Source organism: Pseudorhodoplanes sp., from assembly GCF_050250235.1.
Taxonomy (GTDB): domain Bacteria; phylum Pseudomonadota; class Alphaproteobacteria; order Rhizobiales; family Xanthobacteraceae; genus Pseudorhodoplanes.
Map to the genome: position 1 here is coordinate 1 of NZ_JBFWPA010000080.1, position 20,758 is coordinate 20,758.

A 20,758-nucleotide genomic window follows, 5' to 3' on the forward strand; every position below is an offset into this window, starting at 1 on the left:
TGCGATGCAGGACCCTGGCCTCCGCAACGGAATCGCGGGTCGTCCGCGACATGGCTTCACGTCCACGCAACCACAACTCGTAGGCCTGCAGATTCGAGGTGCCCCGCCGGGCAATCCGCTCCTCCTCTCGCTTGGTCAGCGTGACGGACAGGACGCCGACGATCTTCTCGACCACTTCGTCCTGGGTCTCGAAGATATCGGTGATGTCGCGGTCGAAGCGCTCGGCCCACAGATGCCCGCCGTTGCTCGCATCGATGAGCTGCGCGGTAATGCGTACGCGGTTGCCGGCCTTGCGGATGCTGCCTTCGAGCACGAAGCGCACGCCGAGATCGTGGGCGATGTCCTGTACCTTGACCGAGCGGCCCTTGTAGGCGAACGACGAGTTGCGCGCGATCACGAACAGGCCGGAGACTTTCGACAGATCGGTAATCAGGTCCTCGGTGATGCCGTCCGAGAAGAATTCCTGCTCCGCGTCGCTGCTCATGTTCATGAAGGGCAGCACCGCGATCGACGGCTTGTCCGGGACCGGCGGCGGCTCCGCGGGTGCTGCGCGCCAGGCGAACCCGAGCGGTGCAATCCGGAACACGCGGACCGGCGCGGCGATATTCTTCAGCGTCCGGTCGCCCAGGTCCTCCAGCACGATTTCCGGGCGGTCCTGCACGAAATCGCGGACCGCGCGCGAAATATAGACCGTCCCCGGCTCCGCGATCCCCTCCAGCCGTGCTGCGACGTTGACGCCGTCGCCGTAAATATCGCCGTCCTCCACCACGACATCCCCGAGATTGATGCCGATGCGGAATTCGATCCGGCGGTCCGCCGGCACATCCGCGTTGCGGTCGGCCATGCGCTGCTGCACCTCGATCGCACAGCGCACCGCTCGCACCGGGCTCGCGAATTCGACCAGAAAGCCGTCGCCCGTCATCTTGACGATGCGACCCTGATGCTCGGCGATTTTTGGGTCGAACAATTCGCGCCGGTGCGACTGGAAGCGCGCGATCGTGCCCTCCTCGTCCGCGCCGATCAGACGCGAATAGCCCGCGACGTCTGCGGCGAAAATGGCGGCGAGCCGGCGTTCCATGTCAGTCCCGTTCCGAGAAGGTCGCCGGTCCGTCCGGATCGGCGCAGCGGCTCAATTCCCGCGATCTCGCAGGATGTAAGCATGAGCGGCAATCCGGACCAGAGCACAAGCGCTCCGGAGCATATGGGCCCATGCAATCCGGGCCCGCGATCTGATCATGACAATGCGAGCCGATGGTCTCGAATTCCGGAACGGAATATAGGGGCAAGGGCAAGCCGGCACCAAATCCGGCATTCGGGCCGAAGGAGCATCGAACGTGACATCGGAAGACGTCTCGCGGGCACGCGCGGACAAGCCGGTCATCGACGGACGCGTCGGCGCACGCACCGAACTCGATGGCCGCTCCGTCATCCTGCTGACGGCCAACAACTATCTGGGGCTGGCCGGCGATACGGACATCATCGAGCGGTCCTGCGCCGCTGCGCGGCAATATGGCAGCGGCTCGACTCTCAATCCGCCGCTTGCGACCACCCCCCTGCACGAGCAATTGTGCGAGACTCTCGCGCAGTTTCACCATACCTCCTCCGCCCTGCTGTTCAATTCCTGCACGTCGGCCAATGTCGCGGTAGCCTGCACCCTGGCCGGCAAGGATGATCGCATTTTCAGCGACCGGCTGAACCATGCCAGTATCATCGACGGCTGCCGGCTGAGCCCGGCGAAGACGCGCATCTACGAAAATCGCGACCTCGATCATCTGGACGCATTGCTCTCCGAACCCCATCACGGGGCCCGACTCGTCATCACCGACGGCATTTTCAGCATGGAGGGCGATGCGGCCGACCTGCCGCGCATGATCGCTCTATGCAGGCGCCACAACGCAACGCTCGTGGTGGACGAGAGCCACGCTGCCGGCGTGATCGGCCCAGGCGGCCGCGGCACCGCCGCACTGCAAGGCTGCGCCGGCGACATCGATCTCTACACCGGCACCCTGTCCAAGGCGTTTGGCGGCTTCGCGGGCGGATATGTGGCGGGACGCGCCGATCTGGTTCGCAGGCTTCACGATCATGGACGGTTCTACATGTTCACAACTGCGATCACGCCTTCATCCGCCGCCGGCGCCCTGGCGGCGATCGAACGGGTCATGCGCGACGATACGCTTGTCCGGCGGCTTGCGGAAAACGCCGCCCGGCTGCGCGCAGGCCTCAAGGCGCTGGGTCTGCGCATTCTCGGCCACGATCACCCGATTACGCCGATTCTGGTCGGCGACGAACAAAAGGCGCGCGAATTCAGCCGCGAATTGCTGCGGGACGGCGTCTATATCGGCGCCATCTGCTTTCCGATCGTGGCGCGCGGCGAAGCGCGGCTTCGGGCGCAGGCCTCGGCAGCCCATAGCACAGCCGACATCGACGAAGCGATCACTGCGATCGGCAAGGCCGCGCGCCGGGTTGGGCTGATCGGCTGAGCCGACAGCCACGCTGCATCCATACGCGGCATCGCGACGAAAAATGGGCTTGACGGGCCGCCAGCCAGATGGCCCGATCGGTTCCATAACAATGATTTTTGGGAGGATTCAAGTATGTCACGCTTCGCCACGGCTGCCGTCTGGGGCAGCGCCGCGCTCGCGCTAACAATATTTGCCGGCTTCGCACCGGCGGCCCAGGCCCAGACCACAACGCTGACGATGTCGAGCTGGGTGCCGCCGTCGCATCTTCTGACCCGGGACGTGCTCTCGGTCTGGGCGCAAAACGTCGAAAAGGCGACCAATGGCCGCGTGAAATTCCAGATGCTGCCCAAGCATCCGTCGGCCGCTCCGGGCACCTTCGATGCGGTCCGGGACGGGCTGGTCGATGTGTCCTATGTGACCGCAAGCTACACCCCGGCGCGGCATGTGCTGCCCCTCTTGCCGGAGCTGCCGGGCGGCGGCGCAACCGCCGAAATCAATTCGGTGGCGTTCTCGCGCATCCACTGGAAATATTTCCAGCCGGTTGGCGAGTACAAGGGCGTCAAGCTGCTCGGCGTGTTCACGCATGGGCCCGGCCAGATGTTCAATACCAAGCGGCCGATCACCAAGGTCGAAGACCTCTCCGGCATGAAGATCCGCTCCGGCGGCGGTATCTCCGAACAGATGGCGCAGGCGCTCGGCGCCTCGGCATTCGTCAAGCCGGCCCCCGAGTCCTACGAATTGCTGAGCTCCGGCGTGGCGGACGGCACCTTCTTCCCGCTGGAATCGATCATCTCCTTCAAGCTCGACCGGGTGGTCAAATACGCCACGCTGTTTCCGGGCGGCTTCTACGGCTCGGCCTTCGGGTTCTTCATGAACGAGGACAAGTGGAACAAGCTTTCAAAGGCCGATCAGGATGCCATCATGTCGGTGTCGGGCGAGGCGCTGGCGCGGCTTGCCGGCAAGGCCTGGGATGCGACCGACCGCGCCGCGCTCGACGTCATGAAGAAGGCCAATATCGAGATCACCCCGGCGACGCCTGAACTGGTCAAGGGCGTGAACGAGCGGTCGAAGGCCATCATCGACAAGTGGAAAAAGGATGCGACCGCGAAAGGCGTCGACGGCGACAAGGTATATGCCGAATTCCACGAGGAACTGAAGCGCGTCGCTGCCGGCAAATAAGCAGTCGCACTGTGGCATCCGATTCTGAAGGCGGCGTCTGGCTCGATCGTGTGCTGGGCGCCGCCGCAGCTATTCTGCTGTTCGGCCTGATGGCGATCACGACCGTCGACGTGATCGGCCGCTATATTTTCAATTTTCCGCTGCGAGGCGGATTCGAAATCACCGAACTGCTGCTGCTGACGCTGATTTTCGCGGGCCTGCCGCTGGTCTCGCGCGCGGATGAGCACGTCACGATGGACTTCATCGATTCCGCGCTACCCGCGCGCGGCGGCATCCTGCTGCGCCGGCTGGTGGACCTGGTCTGCGGAATCCTGATCATCGGTTTGTCCTACCGGGTCTGGATCAAGGCGGGCAAGATCGCCGGTTATGGCGACACCACCGAGGTCTTGCGCATCGAGGTGGGGCCGTTCGTCTATTTCATGGCGCTGATGGTGCTGATCACCGGGATCGTCCATATCATCCGGGCGTTCATGCCGGCGCCGGCTGAAAAGCCCAAAGTGTTCGATCCCGACAAGGCGGGCACGACATGACCGAAGCCCTGGTCGGCCTCGGCCTGATGATGGTGCTTGCGCTGCTGCGCATCCCGATCGCGATATCGATGGGAGTTATCGGTTTCCTCGGCGTCGCCTATTTGCGCGACTGGAATTTCGCGCCGGCCATGGCGATGGTCGAGACCAAGATCTACGAAACCGGGCGCAATTACACCCTGTCGGTGATCCCGCTGTTCATCCTGATGGGCAACTTCGTCACGCGAGCCGGGATGTCGCGGGAGTTGTTCAGGGCCGCCTATGCTTTCGTCGGTCATCTGCGGGGCGGTCTTGCGATGGCGACGGTTGTGGCTTGTGCCGGCTTCGGCGCGATCTGCGGCTCGTCGATTGCGACGGCGGCGACGATGGCCAAGGTCGCCTATCCGTCCATGAAGGACCTTGACTATTCGGACCGGCTCTCGACGGGTTCAATCGCCGCAGGCGGCACGCTCGGCATCCTGATCCCGCCCTCGACCCTGATGGTGATCTACGGCGTGATCACCGAAACCAATATCGGCAAGATGTTCGCCGCCGGCGTTCTGCCGGGAATTCTCGCCACCCTCCTGCTCTGCCTGGCCGTGCAATGGACCGTCTGGCGCGATCCCGCCTCCGGTCCCCGCGGCAAGAAGTCGTCCTGGCGGGAGCGGATCCGCTCCATCGAGGGTGTATGGGCGGTGGCGCTGCTCTTCATCCTGGTGATGGGCGGCATCTATGGAGGCGTCTTTACCGCGACCGAAGGAGCGGGCATCGGCGCATTCGGAGCATTCTGCATCGCGCTCGCGCGGCGCGCCCTGACGTGGCGCACGATGCTGGACTGCCTGGTGGAATCCGGCCGCACGACCGCGATGCTGTTCGTCATCCTTACCGGCGCATTGATGTTCGCCGAGTTCGTCAACTACACGACGATGCCAAACGACCTGAAAACTCTGGTCACGACGCTCAACCTGTCGCCGATCATGGTGATCGCGGCGATCTGCGCCATCTACGTGATCCTCGGCACCGCGATGGAAGAACTGTCGATGATCCTTCTGACGGTGCCGATCTTCTTTCCGCTGGTCGTGCATCTGGGGTTCGATCCGATCTGGTTCGGCGTACTCGTCGTAGTGGTGGTCGAGATCGGGCTGATCAGCCCGCCGGTCGGCATGAACCTGTTCGTGCTGAAAGCATTGCTGCCGCAGGTTCCGACCATCACCCTGTTTCGGGGGGTGCTGCCTTTCGTGATCGCAGACGTCGTACGCCTTGGCATATTGATCGCATTCCCCGCGATCTCGCTCTGGTTGCCGAGCCTGATGCGATGACCACCGCGCCTGCGCGCCGCACCGGCGGCACCCATTGAAGAACGCTCTTCCTCAACCTAATTCAGAGGATGCGGTGCTGACGACCCTGCGCGATCCGACAAGCCGCGTTTCTCCTTTCCCGGGCAGCGCCATGCGAACGCCAGCAGAAGATCTCGAGTTGAAACACCTGACTCCGGACGACATGGAGGCGCTGCGACGCGCCGTGCAGTCGCTCGAACATCCAAGCCTGGCTGCTCGCCTGACCAACATGGTCGGAAAGCCGATCGAGCTGATTGGATACGCCCTGCCGGCGCCTGCATCGAGTGCGATTTCGGCGGCGACGTCCAAGGCGCTCGAGGCGGGACTGAAGGTCGCGCTGCTGACCATGCGCCGCAAGCCTCGCGCCGGTTCGCAGCTTCTGCACAAGGCGCTCGCCACCGCCTCCGGTGCTGCCGGCGGCGCCCTTGGTTTGACCACGCTTCCGCTCGAACTTCCGGTCTCCACCATCATCATGCTTCGCTCCATCGCCGACATTGCGCAGAGCGAGGGCGAAGACCTTTCCGACCCGGAGACGGCGCTCTCCTGCGTGGAGGTTTTCGCGCTGGGCGGCCGGACCGGTTCGGACGACGCTTCGGAAAGCGGATATTTTGCGGTGCGTGGCCTTCTCGCAAAGAGCGTCACCGAAGCCGCGCGCTTCGTGGCGCAGCGCGGCCTGGTTTCGGAAGGCGCGCCGGTCATGGTCCGCTTCCTCACCGAGGTCGCGTCCCGGTTCGGGGTGGTGGTTTCGCAGAAGGTGGCGGCGCAGGCCTTCCCGGTGATCGGCGCACTCGGCGGCGCTGCCGTCAACTACGCGTTCATCGAGCATTTTCAGGAAGTGGCACGCGGCCATTTCACCGTGCGCCGGCTTGAACGCATCTACGGAACCGAGCGCATCCGGGAGGAATACCGGCGTCTTGCGGACCATCTCTGACGTCTCGGCACCGCCCGCGGCGACGCACGGGACCATTCCTGCTGGCAGAGATTGCCGAATGCCCGCATGATGCAGTGCGAGCCGGTCGCAGACGACGATTCTCCAAAAGGTGCCATACGACGGATGATGGCTGAAGCTGCAACACGCTCCGGTCCGGCCGTCTATTTCGACGGCGTCACGGCCGCGCGCCAGATCGTGACCCTCGCCTGCACACCATCGGGTCTCGATCTCAGCAGGCCGGACGGCACCGTGATCGCGCAATGGCCGTATGACCGGCTTCAACATCTCAACGCGCCGGCGCAAGTCATCCGCATCGGGTTGCGCAGCAGCGACAAACTGGCACGGCTTGAGATTCACGATCCTTCCCTCGCGGACGCAATCGATCGCGCCTGCCCGGATATCGACCGGACCGATGCGACGGCGCGGGCGGAGCAACGCCGGGCAATGCTCTGGAGTCTGGCGGCCATCGTCTCGCTGCTGCTGGTCGCGCTTTATGGGGTCCCCAAGATCGCCGACCAGATCGGACGTCTCACCCCGCGACAGATCGACGAGAGTCTGGGCCGAGCCGGCGATCTCCGGTTTCGCGCCATGTTCGACAGGGAATCCGGGGGAACGCCCTTTGAATGCGGCGACGCGCCGGAAGAGGCCGCAGGCAAGCAGGCCTTCGACAGGCTCATCGGCCGGCTCGTAAAGGCCGCGGGTCTCAGCATTCCGGTCCATGCAGTCGTGGTGCGCCGCGAGGAGCCGAACGCGTTCGCGCTGGCCGGCGGCCATATCTACGTCCTGAAGGGGCTGATCGACGACGCGAACGATGCCGACGAAGTGGCAGCCGTGATCGCCCACGAAATCGGACATGTCGCAAACCGGGATGGCATCCGCAGCATCTTGCAGAGTGCCGGCCTGTCGCTGATTTTCGGCATGCTGCTCGGGGACTTCGTAGGCGGCGCCGCCGTCGTCGTGGCCGCGCAGATGCTGCTGAAGGCAGCCTACTCGCGCCAGCAGGAGGCAGCCGCCGATGACTTCGCCGTCCGCACGTTGCAGGCGCTGAATGCCAATCCCCGCGCGCTGGCAACATTCCTCGACCGGGTGGCGAGGCGTCCGAAAGGGTGGTCGATCTTCCTCGCGCACCCGTCCGTTCCCGAGCGGGTGGCGCGGATCAATGCGATCACTGCCGGGTATGACGGTGGCGCACCTCTGCTGGACGCAGCCGAATGGCAGGCGTTGAGAGGCATCTGCGCGGGTATCCACAGCTCCAACCCAGGACATTCATGACACCGCAAAGCCGTGCATTTCTCCCGTCCGCCGGAATGACTGCCGCACCTCGCATTGCGCTTGCAGCGTTGACCACGCTGGCAATCCTGTGCGTCAGCCAGACCAGCGCACAAGACATTCCCCCACCGGAAGTCGCAGGCGTTCCGATACCGGATGGACAGATCGATCGCGCGATCGGTCAACTCGATGCGCTTGCGGCTACGATCATGCAAAGAAGCGGGATTCCCGGGATGGCGGTTGCGGTCGTGCGAGATGGCCGCATGGTCTATGCGAAAGGTTTCGGCGTGCGAAAGGCGGGCGCGCCGGAGACGGTCGATATCGACACGGTTTTTCAGATCGCCTCGCTGTCAAAACCGGTTACCGCCACGGCGGTCGCCCGCCAGGTGCAGTCCGGCATCGTTGCCTGGGACACGCCGGTCGTGAAGCATCTGCCGTGGTTCCGACTGAAGGAGCCGTGGCTCACCGCGCATGTCACGATCGGCGACCTGCTGAGCCATCGCTCCGGCCTGCCCGACCATGGCGGCGACGCGCTGGAAGATCTCGGTTTCAACCGGCGCCAGATACTCGAGCGATTGCGCATGCTGCCGCTCTCGCCGTTCCGGATCAGTTATGCCTATACCAATTTCGGGTACACCGCGGCCGCGGAATCGGTGGCCGCCGCCTCCGGCAAGGACTGGGCGACGCTTTGCGAGGATGTGCTGTTCAAGCCGCTGGGCATGAATGCGACCAGTGCGCGCTTTGCGGATTTCGAGAAGCGTGCGAACCGCGCCTTCGGTCACGTCAAGGTCGGCGAAAGTTTTGAAGCGAAGGATCAGCGCAGGCCCGACGCACAGGCGCCGGCAGGCGGCGTCAGTTCCTCGATCAGCGACCTTGCCCGCTGGCTCGCGATGGTGACTGAGGGCGGCATGGTCGAGGGCCGCAGCTTCATCGACGGGAAGGCCCTGCTTCCGGCGATGTCCGCACAGGCCTTTTCCACGCACACCAGCACCTTCACGGCACGGCCGGGCTTTTACGGCTACGGCTTCAATGTCGGGGTGACGCCGGCCGGGCGAATGAGCTTCAGCCATTCCGGCGCCTTCGCGATGGGCGCGGGCACCAATCTCGTCATCCTTCCGTCGGCCCGCGTCGGCATTGTCGTCCTGACCAACGCCTCACCCACCGGCGCCGCGGAAGCGCTGACGGCCGAATTCATGGACCTCGTGCAATTCGGCAGGATCGAGCGCGACTGGCTGCCGCCCTATGCCGCGGCACTGGCTCCGACAAGCGCACCGGTTGGCAGCCTGGTAGGCAAGGAGCGCCCCGCAACGCCCGTGCCGGCCGCGGACATCGACGCCTATGCCGGCACCTATGCCAATGACTATTACGCACCGGCGCAAGTGGTCCGCCGCAAAGATGGACTGATCCTGAAGCTCGGTCCGAAAGGCATGGAATATCCGCTCGCGCACTGGGACGGCAACGCCTTCACCTTCCATCCCTCCGGCGAGAATGCGCCTGCGGGCTCTATCTCGCTTGCGACCTTCAAGCAGGGTGCGAAAAGACGTTTCCGCGACCTGACCATCGAATATCTGAACAATGAGGGACTCGGCATCTTCCGGCGGAAATGAACCGGAATCGCAGCGATCGCCCCTAATTTCCCGGGGGCGGCGGCACATCATCCAGTTCGGGCGAGGACGGCTTCTGATACTCGGCGTCCTGTTCCGCCGCCCGCTCGAACATCCGTTGAAACGGGCCCTTGATCGGCGCGCCGAGCTGGGCGGAGTCATCAACCTCGCAGGAACCGCCGACGCCCGAAGCCGTGCGCTCGCATTGCTGCAGGGTCGGTATGCCGCAGGAACGGCCGCCCGAGGTATCGAGCATGCAATATGGCTGAGCAAGAGCGGCACATGGCATCACGAGGAGAAGCAGGGAAAGCTTAGGGAGAAAGCGCATTTTTCCGGGTCACTGCCAAATCGGGGCAGCACCCTACCACGTCGAGCCGCCTCCCCAACATTTCCCAAACCCGGCAGCGCGTCAGCTCCCAAACCCGGCAGCCCTTCAGCGCTTCGCACCTGGCCGATAACGAACCTCAAGGCTGAGCGCCCTCCCTCCACAGAGGAAGAGCGCCCACCGCCTTGGCCGCACGCGCCCTGCGGGGTTACCGCGCCACAGCCACGCTCCTCGGCACCGCACGATCCCGCGGCGCAAGATCACCGTCGACATTGGCTCCGAGTTCGCGATCGGAGGGAAACAGACGCTCCAGCACCACCAGGATGCCGACGCACAGAATCGCCAGCCCCAATGCACCCACCCAGAACGGAATGCCGAGCAGGCTGCTGAGCACAAGCTTGCCGTTCGATGCGCCGAGGAAGGTCTTGGACAAGCCGGGTTCGGCGTAGGAATAGGCGACGGCTCCGCCGATGCCGCCGATCAGGGTCACGATCGCATCGCGGTAACCGGCGCCGATCTGTGCCATCACGGTGCCCGGACAGGCGCCCGCAAGCGCGATCCCCATGCCGAGGATCAATCCACCGACGATGTCGGCGCCGTAAAGCGTCGCCTTCGGCGCAAGCTTGACCAGCCCGAAGCCGTTCAGCACCGCGAGCACGACAGCGCCGGTCGCAACGGCGGTCAGGAACACCTTCAGCATGATGAAGTTGCGCAACTGCATCTGGCCGACGATGACACCCGGTTCGAATACGCGGGATTTTTCCAGGGCAATGCCGAACACGGCGCCCATCAGGAGGCCGATCAGGATGGCGGTGACGAGTGACATGACGTGTCTCCTTCCCAAGGATTTCAGATGCGGCGCAGCGCCAGCATCGCGGTCGCGATGCCGCCGGCGAACATGGCGGCGACCGCCACCATCGAGCCGACCGCAAGCTGTGCAGTTCCGGACAGGCCGTGACCGCTGGTGCAGCCGTCGGCGAGCCGCGCACCAAACAGCATCAGAAATCCTGCAATGAACGCGACGGCATAGCGCCGCGACGGCGAATCCGAGCCGAGCGCGCGGGCCCAGATCGGCGAAACCGCCTGCCGATTGGCACCGGAAAGCTTCATCGACACGAAAGCGCCAATGGCGATGCCGATGACAAGCGCGACTTGCCACCAGTTCTTTCCGGTCGGAGCGATGTGACGGGCGACATAGTCGATCTTCGTGATGGCGGGATCGGCGAAAGAGGCGATCAGGCCGCCGACGGTGACATAGGACGACGACGCGCCGAGCGCGGTCTGGATCAGAAGAAAGGCCGGAATTTGCAACAGGCCGATTACGACACCGGCGACGTAGGGCGACCACGATTTCGAGGTGAGCGAGAGCATGCGATAGCTCCATGAACAAGCGGCCGCGAGAACCGGCCAACACTTGCAATAACATGCATATGATTGCCGGCGCCGTCTTGACCTGGATCAAGCCGGTGCCCGGAGGCTGCCGATCTGCCGGGTCTTTTGCCCGAAATCCCGCGCGGGATTGCGTCGCCGCCGCGCGCGGCTAAACAGAGCGGCCATGACCGCCCGCACCATTCTCCTCACCGCCATTGCCATGCTGTGCTTCGCGGCGAATTCGCTGCTGTGCCGGCTTGCGCTCGCGCCGGACCTGATCGACCCGGCCAGTTTCAGCAGTGTGCGCGTTGCTTCCGCCTGCGCAATGCTGATCGTCGCGGTCTGGATAAAGATCCGCCGCCTGCCGCGCCTGCGTAATGCCAAACTGCGCTCGATCGCGGCCTTGTTCGGCTACCTCGTCTTCTTCTCGTTCGCCTATGTGCGGCTCGATGCCGGATCGGGCGCGCTGATCCTGTTCGGCGCGGTGCAACTTACGATGTTCGGGATCGCGCTGCGCGAAGGCGAGCCGTTTCCATCGCTGGCCTGGCTCGGCCTTGCGATCGCGGTCGCGGGGCTGGTCTGGCTGCTGCTGCCCGGTGCCAGCGCCCCTGATCCGCTCGGCGCCGTGCTCATGGCACTGTCCGGCATGTGCTGGGGCCTGTTCTCGCTGCTGGCGCGCGGCTCCGGCGATCCGGTCGAGAACAACGCCACCAATTTCCTCGGCTGCCTGATTCCCGCGCTGCTGCTCAACCTCGCCTTTGCCGGCGAAATGCATGCCTCACCGCACGGGCTGGCGCTGGCAATCGCATCGGGCGCCGTCGCGTCGGGACTTGGCTATGTGATCTGGTATCTCGCGCTCGAAAAATTGCCGGCGACGCGCGCCGCAACCGTGCAGCTCTCGGTTCCCGCCATCGCCGCGATCGGCGGGGTGATATTCCTATCGGAACCCGTGACGGTGCGGCTCCTTGTCGCCTCCGCCGCCATGCTTGGCGGCATTGCAATCGTTCTCGCACAACGGAGCCGTGCACCCGCCGCAACACGAACCGCATCGCGATGACTGGCCAATCCCGGCCGCCTCGGCGATAATGCATGCATGCCGAAGCCGAACAGCTACCGCCCTTTCCAGCCCGATCCCGCACAGCTTGCGCTGAAGCCCGATGTGTCGGGCAACGACATCAACGGACTCGGCGAGGAGACGCCGCGCCGGCCGCGGATGGTGTACTGGGCGCCCGATCCGGACACCATTCCCCACGGCCGGATGCAGCGCTGGTTCTACAAGGTCAATCCGGACCATCCCGCGCTCAACCGCGCGCGCGCGCAACGCGCCGAGATGGCGTCCGAGCCGGTGCCGGATGTCACGGGCGAGCCGCTGCAGCGCGCGCCCGAAGAGTGGAATGCCGCGCTCGACGCCTTCGCCCCGGACGGAGGCTTCGACATGTGGGGCGTCGCCGAGATTGATCCGCTCTGGGTCTATGAAGGGCAAACCGTATCGCAAAGCCGCATCGTCGTGCTCGGCTTCGCGCATGACTACGACGAGATCGCTACCGCGCCGGAGCCTGCCGCAGGCGCCGAGGTGGTCAAGCAATATGGGCGCGCCATGAAGGCTGCGAAGCGCGTTGCCGGCTGGCTGCACCTGCAGGGCTGGGACGCCGAGCCGCTGACCGGACCGATGACCTCGAAAGTGATGATGATCCCGCCCGCCATCGCCTGCGGCTTCGGCGAACTCGGCAAGCATGGCTCGATCATCAATCCGGAATTCGGTTCCTCGTTCCGCCTCTCCGCGGTGCTGACGGATGCGCCGTTCGCGCCGACGCCGAAGCGCAGCTTCAATGTGGATTCGTTCTGCGAATCCTGCCGCATCTGCGAGCATGCCTGTCCGCCGGAGGCGATCGCACCGGACAAGCAGACGGTGCGCGGCGTCGAGAAGTGGTATGTCGATTTCGATCGCTGCCTTCCATTCTTCAACCAGACTTTCGGCTGCGCGATCTGCATCTCGGCCTGCCCCTGGAGCCGGCCGGGCGTCGGGTTCAATCTCGCGGCAAAGCTCGCCAAGCGCGCCGCGCGCGAGCCGTCTGCGGCCTGACTCTGCATGATCGAACCGAGCCGCATCCCGGTCGCCATCGTCGGAGGCGGTCCCGTCGGGCTTGCGCTCGCGCTGATGCTTGATCGGCACGGCGTGCGTTCCGTCGTCTTCAACATCGAGGTCGACACGCGCTGGCATCCGAAAGGCTCGACGCAGAACGCGCGGACCATGGAGCATTACCGGCGGCTCGGCTTCGCGCATGAACTGCGCAAGCTCGGCCTGCCGCCGGAGCATTGCGGCGACGTCGCCTATTTCACGCGCTTCAACGGCTATGAACTGGCGCGGCTGAAAATGCCGACGGCCGCGGAGAAAGCGCAGGCAACAGCGAATTCAGGAAAGCTCGATCAATTCCCGGAGCCGCTGCTGCGCGCCAACCAGATGTATGTCGAGGCCTTCCTGCTGGAAGAAGCACGCAGGCGAAACAACATCACGCTGCGATTCGGCTGGGAGGTGACGGATTTCATGCAGGACGCGGACGGCGTCATGCTCGATGCGCTTGCCGTTTCCGAGGGACGCAAGGAGGAATGGCGCGCGCAATATCTCGTCGGCTGCGATGGCGGCCGTTCGTCCGTGCGCAAGGCGCTCGGTATCCGCTATTCCGGCGAGGAGACGCTGCAACAAGCCTATTTCGGCGGGCGGATGTTCGCCAGCCATGTCCGCGCACCCACGCTCTATCGCGACGTGCTGAAGCGCCGCGCCGCGTTTCAGCACTGGGCGATCAATCCGGATATCCGCTCGACCATCATCGCGCTGAACGGCGAGGACGAGTTTCTGTTCTGGATGCGGCCGGCCGACCCCCGGTCCGACCCCGAAGACGCCATCGTGCGCCGTGCGTTTTCGGCCTGCTGCGGCGTCGAGGTGCCGGTCGAGCCGATCGCGCACGCGCCCTGGACCGCGGGCGTGGCGCTGGTTGCAGAGCGATTCGCCGATCGACGTGTGCTGCTGGCGGGCGACGCGGTGCATCTTTTCACGCCGACCGGCGGTTTCGGGATGAATACCGGCATCGACGATGCCGCCAATCTCGCATGGAAGCTCGCCGCCGTGGTTCAAGGCTGGGGCGGTCCGCACCTGCTCGCGAGCTACGAGACCGAACGGCTGCCGATCGCGATCCGCAATACCGGCGCGGCGCGACTGCTCGCCAGGAATATCGGCGAAATCCGCATCGCGCCCGAACTCGAAGCCGCTTCCGCGGCGGGTGATGCCGCACGCCGCGAAGCCGGCGCCTATCTCTCGACCTTCGGCGAGGAATTCGCTTCCATCGGCGTGCAGCTTGGCGCGCGCTATGACGGCTCGCCGATCGTTGCGGCCGACGAAGCTCCTCCGGCGGACGATTTCGCGACCTATACGCCCAGCGCGGTGCCGGGCGGCCGCGCGCCGCATGCCTGGCTCGGGTCCGGACGCGGCATTGGAGACTCGCTATTCGACCGGCTTGGCGCCGGTTTCACCCTGCTGCGGCTCGGCACGAACGCTCCCCAGGCAGGCGCATTCGCCGCAGCGGCGCAAGACATGCACATGCCGCTCAGCCAACTCGACATTGCAGATGATGACATCCGCGCGTTGTATGCCCGCGATCTGGTGCTGATCCGGCCGGACCAGCACGTTGCCTGGCGCGGAAAAGCCATGCCGGACGATGCCGGCGCATTGCTGCGCCGGCTGACCGGATTGAGCTGATCAACCGCTTCAGGATCGCGTTACGCGACCTTCCTGATACCCGGCGGCTGCCAGGTGCCGGAACCGGCCGGCAGGATCGACGGCGCCGCGGTCTTCGGCCAGTACAGCCGCATCACCAGATAGATCGGGCCGTCCGGCGCGGGCAGCCAATTAGCCTCCTTGTCCGCGCCGGGGGACTTGCTCTGGATGTAGATCGGCAGCGAGCCGTCCGCATTGGTCTTCATCGCAGGCAGCATCGGCGAGTTGATCAGATAACGCTCGATCGGGTTGTTGATCAGGAGCTGGGTCTTGCCGTCATACATGGTCAGCGACCAGAAGGAATTCACCGGTGGCAGCTGGCCCGCCGGGAATGTCAGCACGTAATTGTGCTTGCTGCCGTCCAGCGTCTGGCCGTCCATGTCCACCCGGGTGAACGGATACATCGCCTCTTCCGGTGAATTGCCGTAGATGCCGGCCTTGGCCACGACCGCACGCATCATCCAGTCGCCGTTATAATGTGCGGCATCGCCCGGCAGACCGCTGACGCGCCAGCCATTGATGGCCTTGCCGGCATTCGCGACCGCCTCCTCGACCTTGCGATCGCCCTCCTTCATGCCGAGCCCGACTTCGAGCTTTTCCTCGAGCGTGAGGTCCTTGAAATCGAACGTCTTGCCGGGCCCGACGCCAATGCGCGCAAGTTCGGCGCGGATCGCCTTCTCGTTTTCCTGCGCCGGCGCGAATTGCAGAGCGAAATCGAGGTAGCGGAAGAAATCGGTCTTCGCGAGCTCCTTGTCGAATTTCGGAAAGCCTATGCCGGGCGCGGAAGCCAACATGGGCTGGTTCATGTATTGCGACAGCGGCTGCACGTGATAGCCGGCCTGCACCTTGCGCACATTGCCGATGTCGTCAGGGCTGAAGAGCTGCGTGCGGAAAATAGCGAGCGACATCTGCGTGCCGGAGCGGAACACCTGCTTGATTCCGGCCGGCATCGTGCCCTTCCAGCCGGGGCCCGCCACCAAATAGTCGCCCGCCGAATTGCCGGTGGCACGGCTGCCGATATAGCCGTAATTGTTGGTGCTGCCGTCGCAGAGCTGGACCGAATAATAGCGCTTCGGATCGACCGCCGGCACCGAGATCACCATGGGCTCGGCCCGCAGGTCGAACCACACCATCGAGTAGGGCGTGTCGCTGTTTGGAGTCGGGACCGCGGTGTCCTTGTAGGTGAAGACGTTCGACTCGTTCTTGATCTCGTTGAACGGCGCCTTGTATTGCGACGAACTCTTGTCGACGGCGAAGTCGTACATCACGCCGTAATTCATCACCAGCGGCAGGCCGTAGATGAAACCGCGCTCGGCGATGTCCTTGGCTTCGAGGAATCGTGGCCGGCCGGACTGCGCGAGCGCAAGGTACGGCTTGGTCACGGCACCCGCCGCTGCCGCGCAGGCAGCCGAGCGCAACAGGTCGCGTTTGGTCAGCATGAGAGCAACTCCAGCTTTGAATGCGGTTCAGCGATAGATGTGTGACCAGATGCACGCGCCCGGCGGCATCGTACACACCCGCGCGCCGTTGCCCAGATCGGAAGCCGTGCAAGACGTTTGCCGCCAAACACATTTTCGCGACCTGTCGTCCCGCCGGTGGGCGGTTCACGCATAGGACAATGGCGGGCCGGATACTTGCCGTTATGGGACAGGCAATCGGTTTTTGTCGTGCTCACTTGCCGCCCTGCGGCCCGGTGAACGGCACGAAGCGCACCGGGATCACCGACCGCGCGATCGTCTTGTCCGGCGCGGTCTTCTCGATCACGGAAAGCTGCTGCACCATGGTTACCGGACCAAGCGGCACCACGAGATGGCCGCCGATCTTGAGCTGATCGACAAGCGGCTGCGGCACATGCCCGATCGCAGCTGTTATGACGATGGCGTCGAACGGGCCGCATTCCGGAAAGCCGCGATAACCGTCTCCGATCCGGACCTCGACATTGTCGTAGCCTTGAGCCTTCAGCGCGGCGGCGGCCTGGGCGCCGAGCGGCGCCACGATCTCGACCGTGCAAACCTTGCGGGCGAGACGTGCCAGCACGGCGGCCTGGTAGCCGGAGCCGGTGCCGATTTCCAGCACGACGTCATCGGGCTTCACCGCCGCTAGCTCGGTCATCAGCGCGACGATATAGGGCTGCGAGATGGTCTGCCCGCGGCCAATGGGCAATGGCCGGTCGGCATGGGCTTCGGCGCACGAGGTCTGCTGCGGGATCAGGCGCCGGCGCTCGACCTCGCCCATCGCCTGCAGCACGCGTTCCGAAACCGGCGGGCCCGAGCGCGCATAGGCGCGGATGGTGTCGACCATGGCAGCGCGTTCGCGGGCACAGTCCGTTGCGCGCGCGATGGACACGACCGAAGCCACAATCAGAACGGCAAGCGGTAACTTGCTGAGCATGAGTCAACTCGTCGGCCTTTTCCCTCCCCACCGCTGCGCTGAGCGAGGGATAAGCAACAGGGTCAGAACAGCGATTGCTGACGGTCGTCCTTCTTTGTCTTCCGTGGGGGCTTTGCGGGCTCTGGAATCGCGGTTACAGGCGGCGCGCTGTAGGGCGCGATCAACTCCGGTCCGTCATGGATCGCGCGGTTGACAGCCGGCGACACCTCGCGGACCTCCAGCTCGTGGTCACGCGCGGGCGTGATCAGCGCCGAGGCCATGTGTTCATCGACCCGCAGCGTATCCAGCCACATGTCCCAGGCCTCCGGTTCCAGGATCACTGGCATGCGGTGATGGATCGATTCGACCAGCGGGCACGCATCGGTCGTCACGATCGTTGCGGTGTCGAGTTCCTCGCCGTTCGGACCGACCCAGGTCTCCCACAGACCGGCAAAGGCGAGCAGGCCGCCGTCCTTTCGCTGCACGAAATAGGGCCGGTTCGACTTGCCGTCGCGTCGCCATTCGTAAAATCCGTTGGCGGGAATCAGACAGCGCCGTCGCTTCATCGCATTCTTGAAGGCGGGCCGCTCATTCACCGTTTCGCCGCGCGCATTGAACAGAAGCGAGATCGACTTCGGGTCTTTCACGAATCCCGGGATAAGGCCCCAGCGCATCAGCACGAATTGACGCTCGCCCTCCCACAGCCGCACCACGGGAATCGGCTGGCTCGGCGCCACGTTGTAGCGCGCCGGGAAATCCGGCATCTCCCGGTAGCCGAAGAGCCGCCGCATCGCCTCCGGCGCGGTGGTGATGGCATAGCGTCCGCACATCCACGCAAGATAGTCTGTGTGGCGCCTGACGGAAGTGTGACCGCCTGGGCTCAGGGGACAAATCTATGGATGAGCGCGCCTACCCGACACGACCCTTTCTGGCCGCCAGCGCCGCGGTGATCCGCGACGGCAGGGTGCTGATCGTGCGCCGGGGTGGAGATTTCGGGCGGGGCATCTACACGCTGCCGGGCGGCGTCGTGGAGGCCGGCGAAACGCTGACCCAGGCAGTCACCCGCGAAGTGCGCGAGGAAACGCAGGTCGCGATCGAGCCGGTGGCGCTCGCCGGCTATCGCGAGATGATCATGCGCGACCCCGGCGGTCGGCCGTCCCGGCATTTCGTCATCATGTGCTTCGCCGCGCGCTGGCTGTCGGGCGAGCCGGTGCCGGACACCACCGAAATCGTGGAGGCCGTCTGGCGCCTTCCGGAGGAACTCGACGGCTTGAAGACCACCGAGGGCCTGCGGGAGATCATCGCCGACGCGATGGCCAAACTGTAGGTTTCGGCTCCCCGCCGCGTTTCGGCCTTCGCCGCTTCGTGGGCGACGGGAACGCCCGGTTTGATTGCCCGGTTTCATATTGTTCCCACTTTGCCGAATGTCCGCCTTGCCCCCGCCGCAGGGCCGGTACATATCAGGGTCACCATGATCCGCCGCCTGATCCTCTGTGCTGTCCTCAGCCTGTCGCTCGCCGCACCCGCGCGCGCGGTGGACAGTGGCGCGCTGTTCGAGACCGAATTGCAGCGGCTGTCGGAAATTCTGGGCGCCCTGCACTATCTGCGCGGCCTGTGCGGCTCGAAGGACGGCCCGAAATGGCGCAACGAGATGCGTGCGCTGCTCGACGCCGAGGCGCAGGCGCCGGAGCGGCGCACCAAGCTGATGGCGAGTTTCAACCGCGGGTATAACGGCTTCCAGCAGACCTACCGCTCCTGCACCGAGGCGGCCGATCTCGCGATCCGCCGCTATCTCGACGAGGGCGCCAAGATTTCGCGTGAAATCACCGCGCGATATACCAACTGAACGGGCGCCGCCGACGCCGGGCCGTGCGCGTTAACCTTTCCTAAAGACGAGGGTTTGCTGTCTGGATGCGCATGTTAACGTGCCGCTTCCTTGGGGTGGGCGCTGGCGACGCGCAGGAAATCGGGTTGCAATGACAACATTGACGCGCATTCATCCGGCTCGTGAGCCGATTCCGGATCACGAGCAGAAGCAGGTCGCGCTCGGCTATCTGCATGAGGCCTGGGCGGAGGCGCGTCTGGACGGGATCGATGGCGACTGCATGGCGCAGGCCTGCCTGTTCGCCGCCCTGATCGAGTTCGTGTCGACCTATGGCGAGGATGCGGCCTCCACGTTTGCGGAGGGCCTTCCCGCCCGCATTCGCAACGGCGAGTTTTCCGCCGAAATGTCGCGGCAATAGCCCGGGCGCTGCTACGCCGACAGCGTCTCGAGGAAACGCACGCGCTCGCCCTGCGACGGCGTGACGAGTTCGCCGTCCCACATCACGCGCTTGCCCCGGACGATGGTGCCGACCGGCCAGCCGGTAACGCTGACGCCGTGATACGGCGTCCAACCCGCCTTCGACGCAATCCATTCGTTGGTGATGGTCTCGCGGCGCTTCAGATCGACGAGCGTCAGATCGGCGTCGTAGCCAACGGCGATCCGTCCCTTGCGCGCGATCCCGAACAGCCGCGCCGGCCCGGCGCTTGACAGATCGACGAAGCGGGCGAGCGACAGCCGCCCGGCATTGACGTGATCCAGCATCAGCGGCACCAGCGTCTGCACGCCGGTCATGCCGGACGGCGTTGCCGGATAGGATTTCGACTTCTCTTCGAGCGTATGCGGCGCGTGATCGGAGCCGAGCACGTCCACGATCCCCTGCTCCAGGCCGCGCCAGATGCCGGCCTTGTGCGCGCCGTCGCGCACCGGTGGATTCATCTGCGCGCGGGTGCCAAGGCGGCCATAGCAGTCCGGTGCTTCCAGCGTGAGATGGTGCGGCGTCACTTCGACCGAAGCGACATCCTTGTGATCCTTGAGAAAGTCCATCTCCTGCGCGGTCGAGATGTGCAGCACATGCACCCGTGCGCCGGTCTCGCGGGCAACCCGCACCAGCCGCTGCGTCGCGATCATCGCCGCTTCAGGATCGCGCCAGACTGGATGCGACGCCGCATCGCCTTCGACGCGGAGCTGCTTGCGCTCGTTCAGCCTTGCTTCGTCTTCGGCGTGGAACGACGCACGGCGGCGGATAACTTTAAGGATGTTGCGCAGCCCCTCCTCGTTGTCGACCAGGAGAGAGCCGGTGGAGGAACCCATGAACACCTTGACGCCGCAGCAGCCGGGCAGCCGCTCCCATTCGGGCAGATGCCTGTAATTGTCGTATGTGCCGCCGATGAAGAAGGCATGGTCGCAATGCATGCGATGGTGTCCGCGCCTGACCTTGTCGGCGAGCGCTTCCGGCGTGATCGTCAGCGGATCGGTGTTCGGCATTTCGAACACCGCGGTGACGCCGCCCATCACCGCGCTGCGGGACCCGGATTCCAGGTCTTCCTTGTGGGTGCCGCCGGGCTCGCGGAAATGCACCTGGGTGTCGATCACGCCGGGCAGAATGTGCAGCCCCCTGCAATCCACGGTCTCGCCGGCAGAGGCTTGCGACAGGTCGCCGATGGCGGCGATCCTCCCGGCCCGCACGCCGATATCGCGCGACGCTTCCCCGTCCTGGTTGACCACGCTGCCGCCGCGGAAAATCGTGTCGTAGGTCTGGGTCATCGTCAGGGTCCGGTCAGGTGCCTATATTCCGGGAAAGCAAGCA

21 protein-coding genes are annotated in these 20,758 nt (G+C 64.8%); 13 read left to right on the top strand and 8 right to left on the bottom strand.

All coding sequences use genetic code 11. The features are described 5' to 3' along the window. Positions 1-1,078, bottom strand: a 1,078-nt coding sequence (locus AB7F49_RS26260; RefSeq protein WP_428527894.1) for an adenylate/guanylate cyclase domain-containing protein, incomplete at its 3' end; no start/stop codon positions are given. Between the two features lie 256 nt (positions 1,079-1,334). On the opposite strand from AB7F49_RS26260, the gene AB7F49_RS26265 reads away from it, so the two are divergent. From AB7F49_RS26265 to AB7F49_RS26295, 7 genes are all read left to right on the top strand, one after another. Further along, complete coding sequence (locus AB7F49_RS26265; RefSeq protein ID WP_428527896.1) at positions 1,335-2,480, top strand: aminotransferase class I/II-fold pyridoxal phosphate-dependent enzyme; 1,146 nt, start codon at positions 1,335-1,337, stop codon at positions 2,478-2,480. 114 nt (positions 2,481-2,594) lie between these two features. After that, positions 2,595-3,641 (top strand): TRAP transporter substrate-binding protein, encoded by a 1,047-nt coding sequence (locus tag AB7F49_RS26270; protein WP_428527898.1) that lies wholly within the window; start codon positions 2,595-2,597, stop codon positions 3,639-3,641. Between the two features lie 11 nt (positions 3,642-3,652). Then, a complete protein-coding gene (locus tag AB7F49_RS26275) occupies positions 3,653-4,171 on the top strand; it encodes a TRAP transporter small permease (protein WP_428527900.1) in 519 nt (172 codons plus the stop codon). Beyond that, entirely contained in the window at positions 4,168-5,466 is a 1,299-nt protein-coding gene (locus AB7F49_RS26280) for a TRAP transporter large permease (RefSeq protein ID WP_428527902.1), read from the top strand. Before AB7F49_RS26275 ends, AB7F49_RS26280 begins: the two co-directional genes overlap by 4 nt. A 130-nt stretch (positions 5,467-5,596) precedes the next feature. Next, complete coding sequence (locus tag AB7F49_RS26285; protein ID WP_428527904.1) at positions 5,597-6,415, top strand: EcsC family protein; 819 nt, start codon at positions 5,597-5,599, stop codon at positions 6,413-6,415. A gap of 126 nt (positions 6,416-6,541) precedes the next feature. Beyond that, complete coding sequence (locus AB7F49_RS26290) at positions 6,542-7,687, top strand: M48 family metallopeptidase (protein WP_428527906.1); 1,146 nt, start codon at positions 6,542-6,544, stop codon at positions 7,685-7,687. A gap of 35 nt (positions 7,688-7,722) precedes the next feature. After that, positions 7,723-9,291 carry a serine hydrolase gene (locus AB7F49_RS26295; RefSeq protein WP_428527908.1) on the top strand — a complete coding sequence of 523 codons (1,569 nt, stop codon included), beginning with the start codon at positions 7,723-7,725 and terminating at the stop codon, positions 9,289-9,291. A gap of 22 nt (positions 9,292-9,313) precedes the next feature. On the opposite strand, the gene AB7F49_RS26300 is transcribed toward AB7F49_RS26295, so the two are convergent. The 3 genes from AB7F49_RS26300 to AB7F49_RS26310 all read right to left on the bottom strand — a co-directional run bounded on the left by AB7F49_RS26300 (position 9,314) and on the right by AB7F49_RS26310 (position 10,984). Then, positions 9,314-9,616: a DUF3551 domain-containing protein gene (locus tag AB7F49_RS26300; RefSeq protein ID WP_428527910.1), complete on the bottom strand. Its 303-nt coding sequence runs from the start codon at positions 9,614-9,616 to the stop codon at positions 9,314-9,316. A gap of 205 nt (positions 9,617-9,821) precedes the next feature. Next, positions 9,822-10,439, bottom strand: coding sequence for a YeeE/YedE thiosulfate transporter family protein (locus tag AB7F49_RS26305; RefSeq protein ID WP_428527912.1), 618 nt, complete (start codon positions 10,437-10,439; stop codon positions 9,822-9,824). Between the two features lie 23 nt (positions 10,440-10,462). Continuing rightward, on the bottom strand, positions 10,463-10,984 hold the full coding sequence (locus tag AB7F49_RS26310) for a YeeE/YedE thiosulfate transporter family protein (RefSeq protein WP_428527914.1): 522 nt from the start codon (positions 10,982-10,984) through the stop codon (positions 10,463-10,465). Positions 10,985-11,168: 184 nt separating this feature from the next. Here AB7F49_RS26310 and AB7F49_RS26315 point away from each other — a divergent pair, with 184 nt between their 5' ends. Genes AB7F49_RS26315 through AB7F49_RS26325 form a run of 3 tightly spaced genes read left to right on the top strand, consistent with a single transcriptional unit; the run spans position 11,169 to position 14,738 of the window. Further along, positions 11,169-12,041 carry a DMT family transporter gene (locus AB7F49_RS26315; protein WP_428527915.1) on the top strand — a complete coding sequence of 291 codons (873 nt, stop codon included), beginning with the start codon at positions 11,169-11,171 and terminating at the stop codon, positions 12,039-12,041. Positions 12,042-12,077: 36 nt separating this feature from the next. Then, positions 12,078-13,067, top strand: coding sequence for a 4Fe-4S dicluster domain-containing protein (locus tag AB7F49_RS26320; protein ID WP_428527917.1), 990 nt, complete (start codon positions 12,078-12,080; stop codon positions 13,065-13,067). 6 nt (positions 13,068-13,073) lie between these two features. Beyond that, a complete protein-coding gene (locus AB7F49_RS26325) occupies positions 13,074-14,738 on the top strand; it encodes an FAD-dependent monooxygenase (protein WP_428527919.1) in 1,665 nt (554 codons plus the stop codon). Positions 14,739-14,758: 20 nt separating this feature from the next. Here the strand turns inward: AB7F49_RS26325 and AB7F49_RS26330 are convergent, their stop codons facing one another. The 3 genes from AB7F49_RS26330 to AB7F49_RS26340 all read right to left on the bottom strand — a co-directional run bounded on the left by AB7F49_RS26330 (position 14,759) and on the right by AB7F49_RS26340 (position 17,956). Continuing rightward, on the bottom strand, positions 14,759-16,195 hold the full coding sequence (locus AB7F49_RS26330) for a DUF1254 domain-containing protein (protein WP_428527921.1): 1,437 nt from the start codon (positions 16,193-16,195) through the stop codon (positions 14,759-14,761). Between the two features lie 232 nt (positions 16,196-16,427). Further along, on the bottom strand, positions 16,428-17,147 hold the full coding sequence (locus tag AB7F49_RS26335; protein WP_428527923.1) for a protein-L-isoaspartate(D-aspartate) O-methyltransferase: 720 nt from the start codon (positions 17,145-17,147) through the stop codon (positions 16,428-16,430). A gap of 62 nt (positions 17,148-17,209) precedes the next feature. Then, the gene (locus AB7F49_RS26340) at positions 17,210-17,956 is read right to left on the bottom strand and encodes an SOS response-associated peptidase (protein ID WP_428527925.1); all 747 of its coding nucleotides are present in this window, start codon (positions 17,954-17,956) and stop codon (positions 17,210-17,212) included. Positions 17,957-18,021: 65 nt separating this feature from the next. On the opposite strand from AB7F49_RS26340, the gene AB7F49_RS26345 reads away from it, so the two are divergent. The 3 genes from AB7F49_RS26345 to AB7F49_RS26355 all read left to right on the top strand — a co-directional run bounded on the left by AB7F49_RS26345 (position 18,022) and on the right by AB7F49_RS26355 (position 19,369). Continuing rightward, positions 18,022-18,453, top strand: a complete 432-nt coding sequence (locus AB7F49_RS26345; RefSeq protein WP_428527927.1) for an NUDIX hydrolase — start codon at positions 18,022-18,024, stop codon at positions 18,451-18,453. Positions 18,454-18,597: 144 nt separating this feature from the next. Further along, positions 18,598-18,972: a TIGR02301 family protein gene (locus AB7F49_RS26350; RefSeq protein WP_428527929.1), complete on the top strand. Its 375-nt coding sequence runs from the start codon at positions 18,598-18,600 to the stop codon at positions 18,970-18,972. Positions 18,973-19,102: 130 nt separating this feature from the next. Next, positions 19,103-19,369 carry a hypothetical protein gene (locus AB7F49_RS26355; RefSeq protein ID WP_428527931.1) on the top strand — a complete coding sequence of 89 codons (267 nt, stop codon included), beginning with the start codon at positions 19,103-19,105 and terminating at the stop codon, positions 19,367-19,369. Between the two features lie 11 nt (positions 19,370-19,380). Here AB7F49_RS26355 and AB7F49_RS26360 read toward each other — a convergent pair whose 3' ends face one another. Beyond that, positions 19,381-20,715 carry a dihydroorotase gene (locus AB7F49_RS26360; protein WP_428527932.1) on the bottom strand — a complete coding sequence of 445 codons (1,335 nt, stop codon included), beginning with the start codon at positions 20,713-20,715 and terminating at the stop codon, positions 19,381-19,383. Between the last annotated feature and the right edge of the window lie 43 nt (positions 20,716-20,758).

Coding starts and splice junctions, on each gene's coding strand:
- AB7F49_RS26270 (WP_428527898.1), top strand. CDS start 2,595: ATGTCACGCTTCGCCACGGCTGCCGTCTGGGGCAGCGCCGCGCTCGCG.
- AB7F49_RS26280 (WP_428527902.1), top strand. CDS start 4,168: ATGACCGAAGCCCTGGTCGGCCTCGGCCTGATGATGGTGCTTGCGCTG.
- AB7F49_RS26285 (WP_428527904.1), top strand. CDS start 5,597: ATGCGAACGCCAGCAGAAGATCTCGAGTTGAAACACCTGACTCCGGAC.
- AB7F49_RS26290 (WP_428527906.1), top strand. CDS start 6,542: ATGGCTGAAGCTGCAACACGCTCCGGTCCGGCCGTCTATTTCGACGGC.
- AB7F49_RS26295 (WP_428527908.1), top strand. CDS start 7,723: ATGACTGCCGCACCTCGCATTGCGCTTGCAGCGTTGACCACGCTGGCA.
- AB7F49_RS26300 (WP_428527910.1), bottom strand. CDS start 9,616: ATGCGCTTTCTCCCTAAGCTTTCCCTGCTTCTCCTCGTGATGCCATGT.
- AB7F49_RS26305 (WP_428527912.1), bottom strand. CDS start 10,439: ATGTCACTCGTCACCGCCATCCTGATCGGCCTCCTGATGGGCGCCGTG.
- AB7F49_RS26310 (WP_428527914.1), bottom strand. CDS start 10,984: ATGCTCTCGCTCACCTCGAAATCGTGGTCGCCCTACGTCGCCGGTGTC.
- AB7F49_RS26315 (WP_428527915.1), top strand. CDS start 11,169: ATGACCGCCCGCACCATTCTCCTCACCGCCATTGCCATGCTGTGCTTC.
- AB7F49_RS26320 (WP_428527917.1), top strand. CDS start 12,078: ATGCCGAAGCCGAACAGCTACCGCCCTTTCCAGCCCGATCCCGCACAG.
- AB7F49_RS26325 (WP_428527919.1), top strand. CDS start 13,074: ATGATCGAACCGAGCCGCATCCCGGTCGCCATCGTCGGAGGCGGTCCC.
- AB7F49_RS26330 (WP_428527921.1), bottom strand. CDS start 16,195: ATGCTGACCAAACGCGACCTGTTGCGCTCGGCTGCCTGCGCGGCAGCG.
- AB7F49_RS26335 (WP_428527923.1), bottom strand. CDS start 17,147: ATGCTCAGCAAGTTACCGCTTGCCGTTCTGATTGTGGCTTCGGTCGTG.
- AB7F49_RS26340 (WP_428527925.1), bottom strand. CDS start 17,956: ATGTGCGGACGCTATGCCATCACCACCGCGCCGGAGGCGATGCGGCGG.
- AB7F49_RS26345 (WP_428527927.1), top strand. CDS start 18,022: ATGGATGAGCGCGCCTACCCGACACGACCCTTTCTGGCCGCCAGCGCC.
- AB7F49_RS26350 (WP_428527929.1), top strand. CDS start 18,598: ATGATCCGCCGCCTGATCCTCTGTGCTGTCCTCAGCCTGTCGCTCGCC.
- AB7F49_RS26355 (WP_428527931.1), top strand. CDS start 19,103: ATGACAACATTGACGCGCATTCATCCGGCTCGTGAGCCGATTCCGGAT.
- AB7F49_RS26360 (WP_428527932.1), bottom strand. CDS start 20,715: ATGACCCAGACCTACGACACGATTTTCCGCGGCGGCAGCGTGGTCAAC.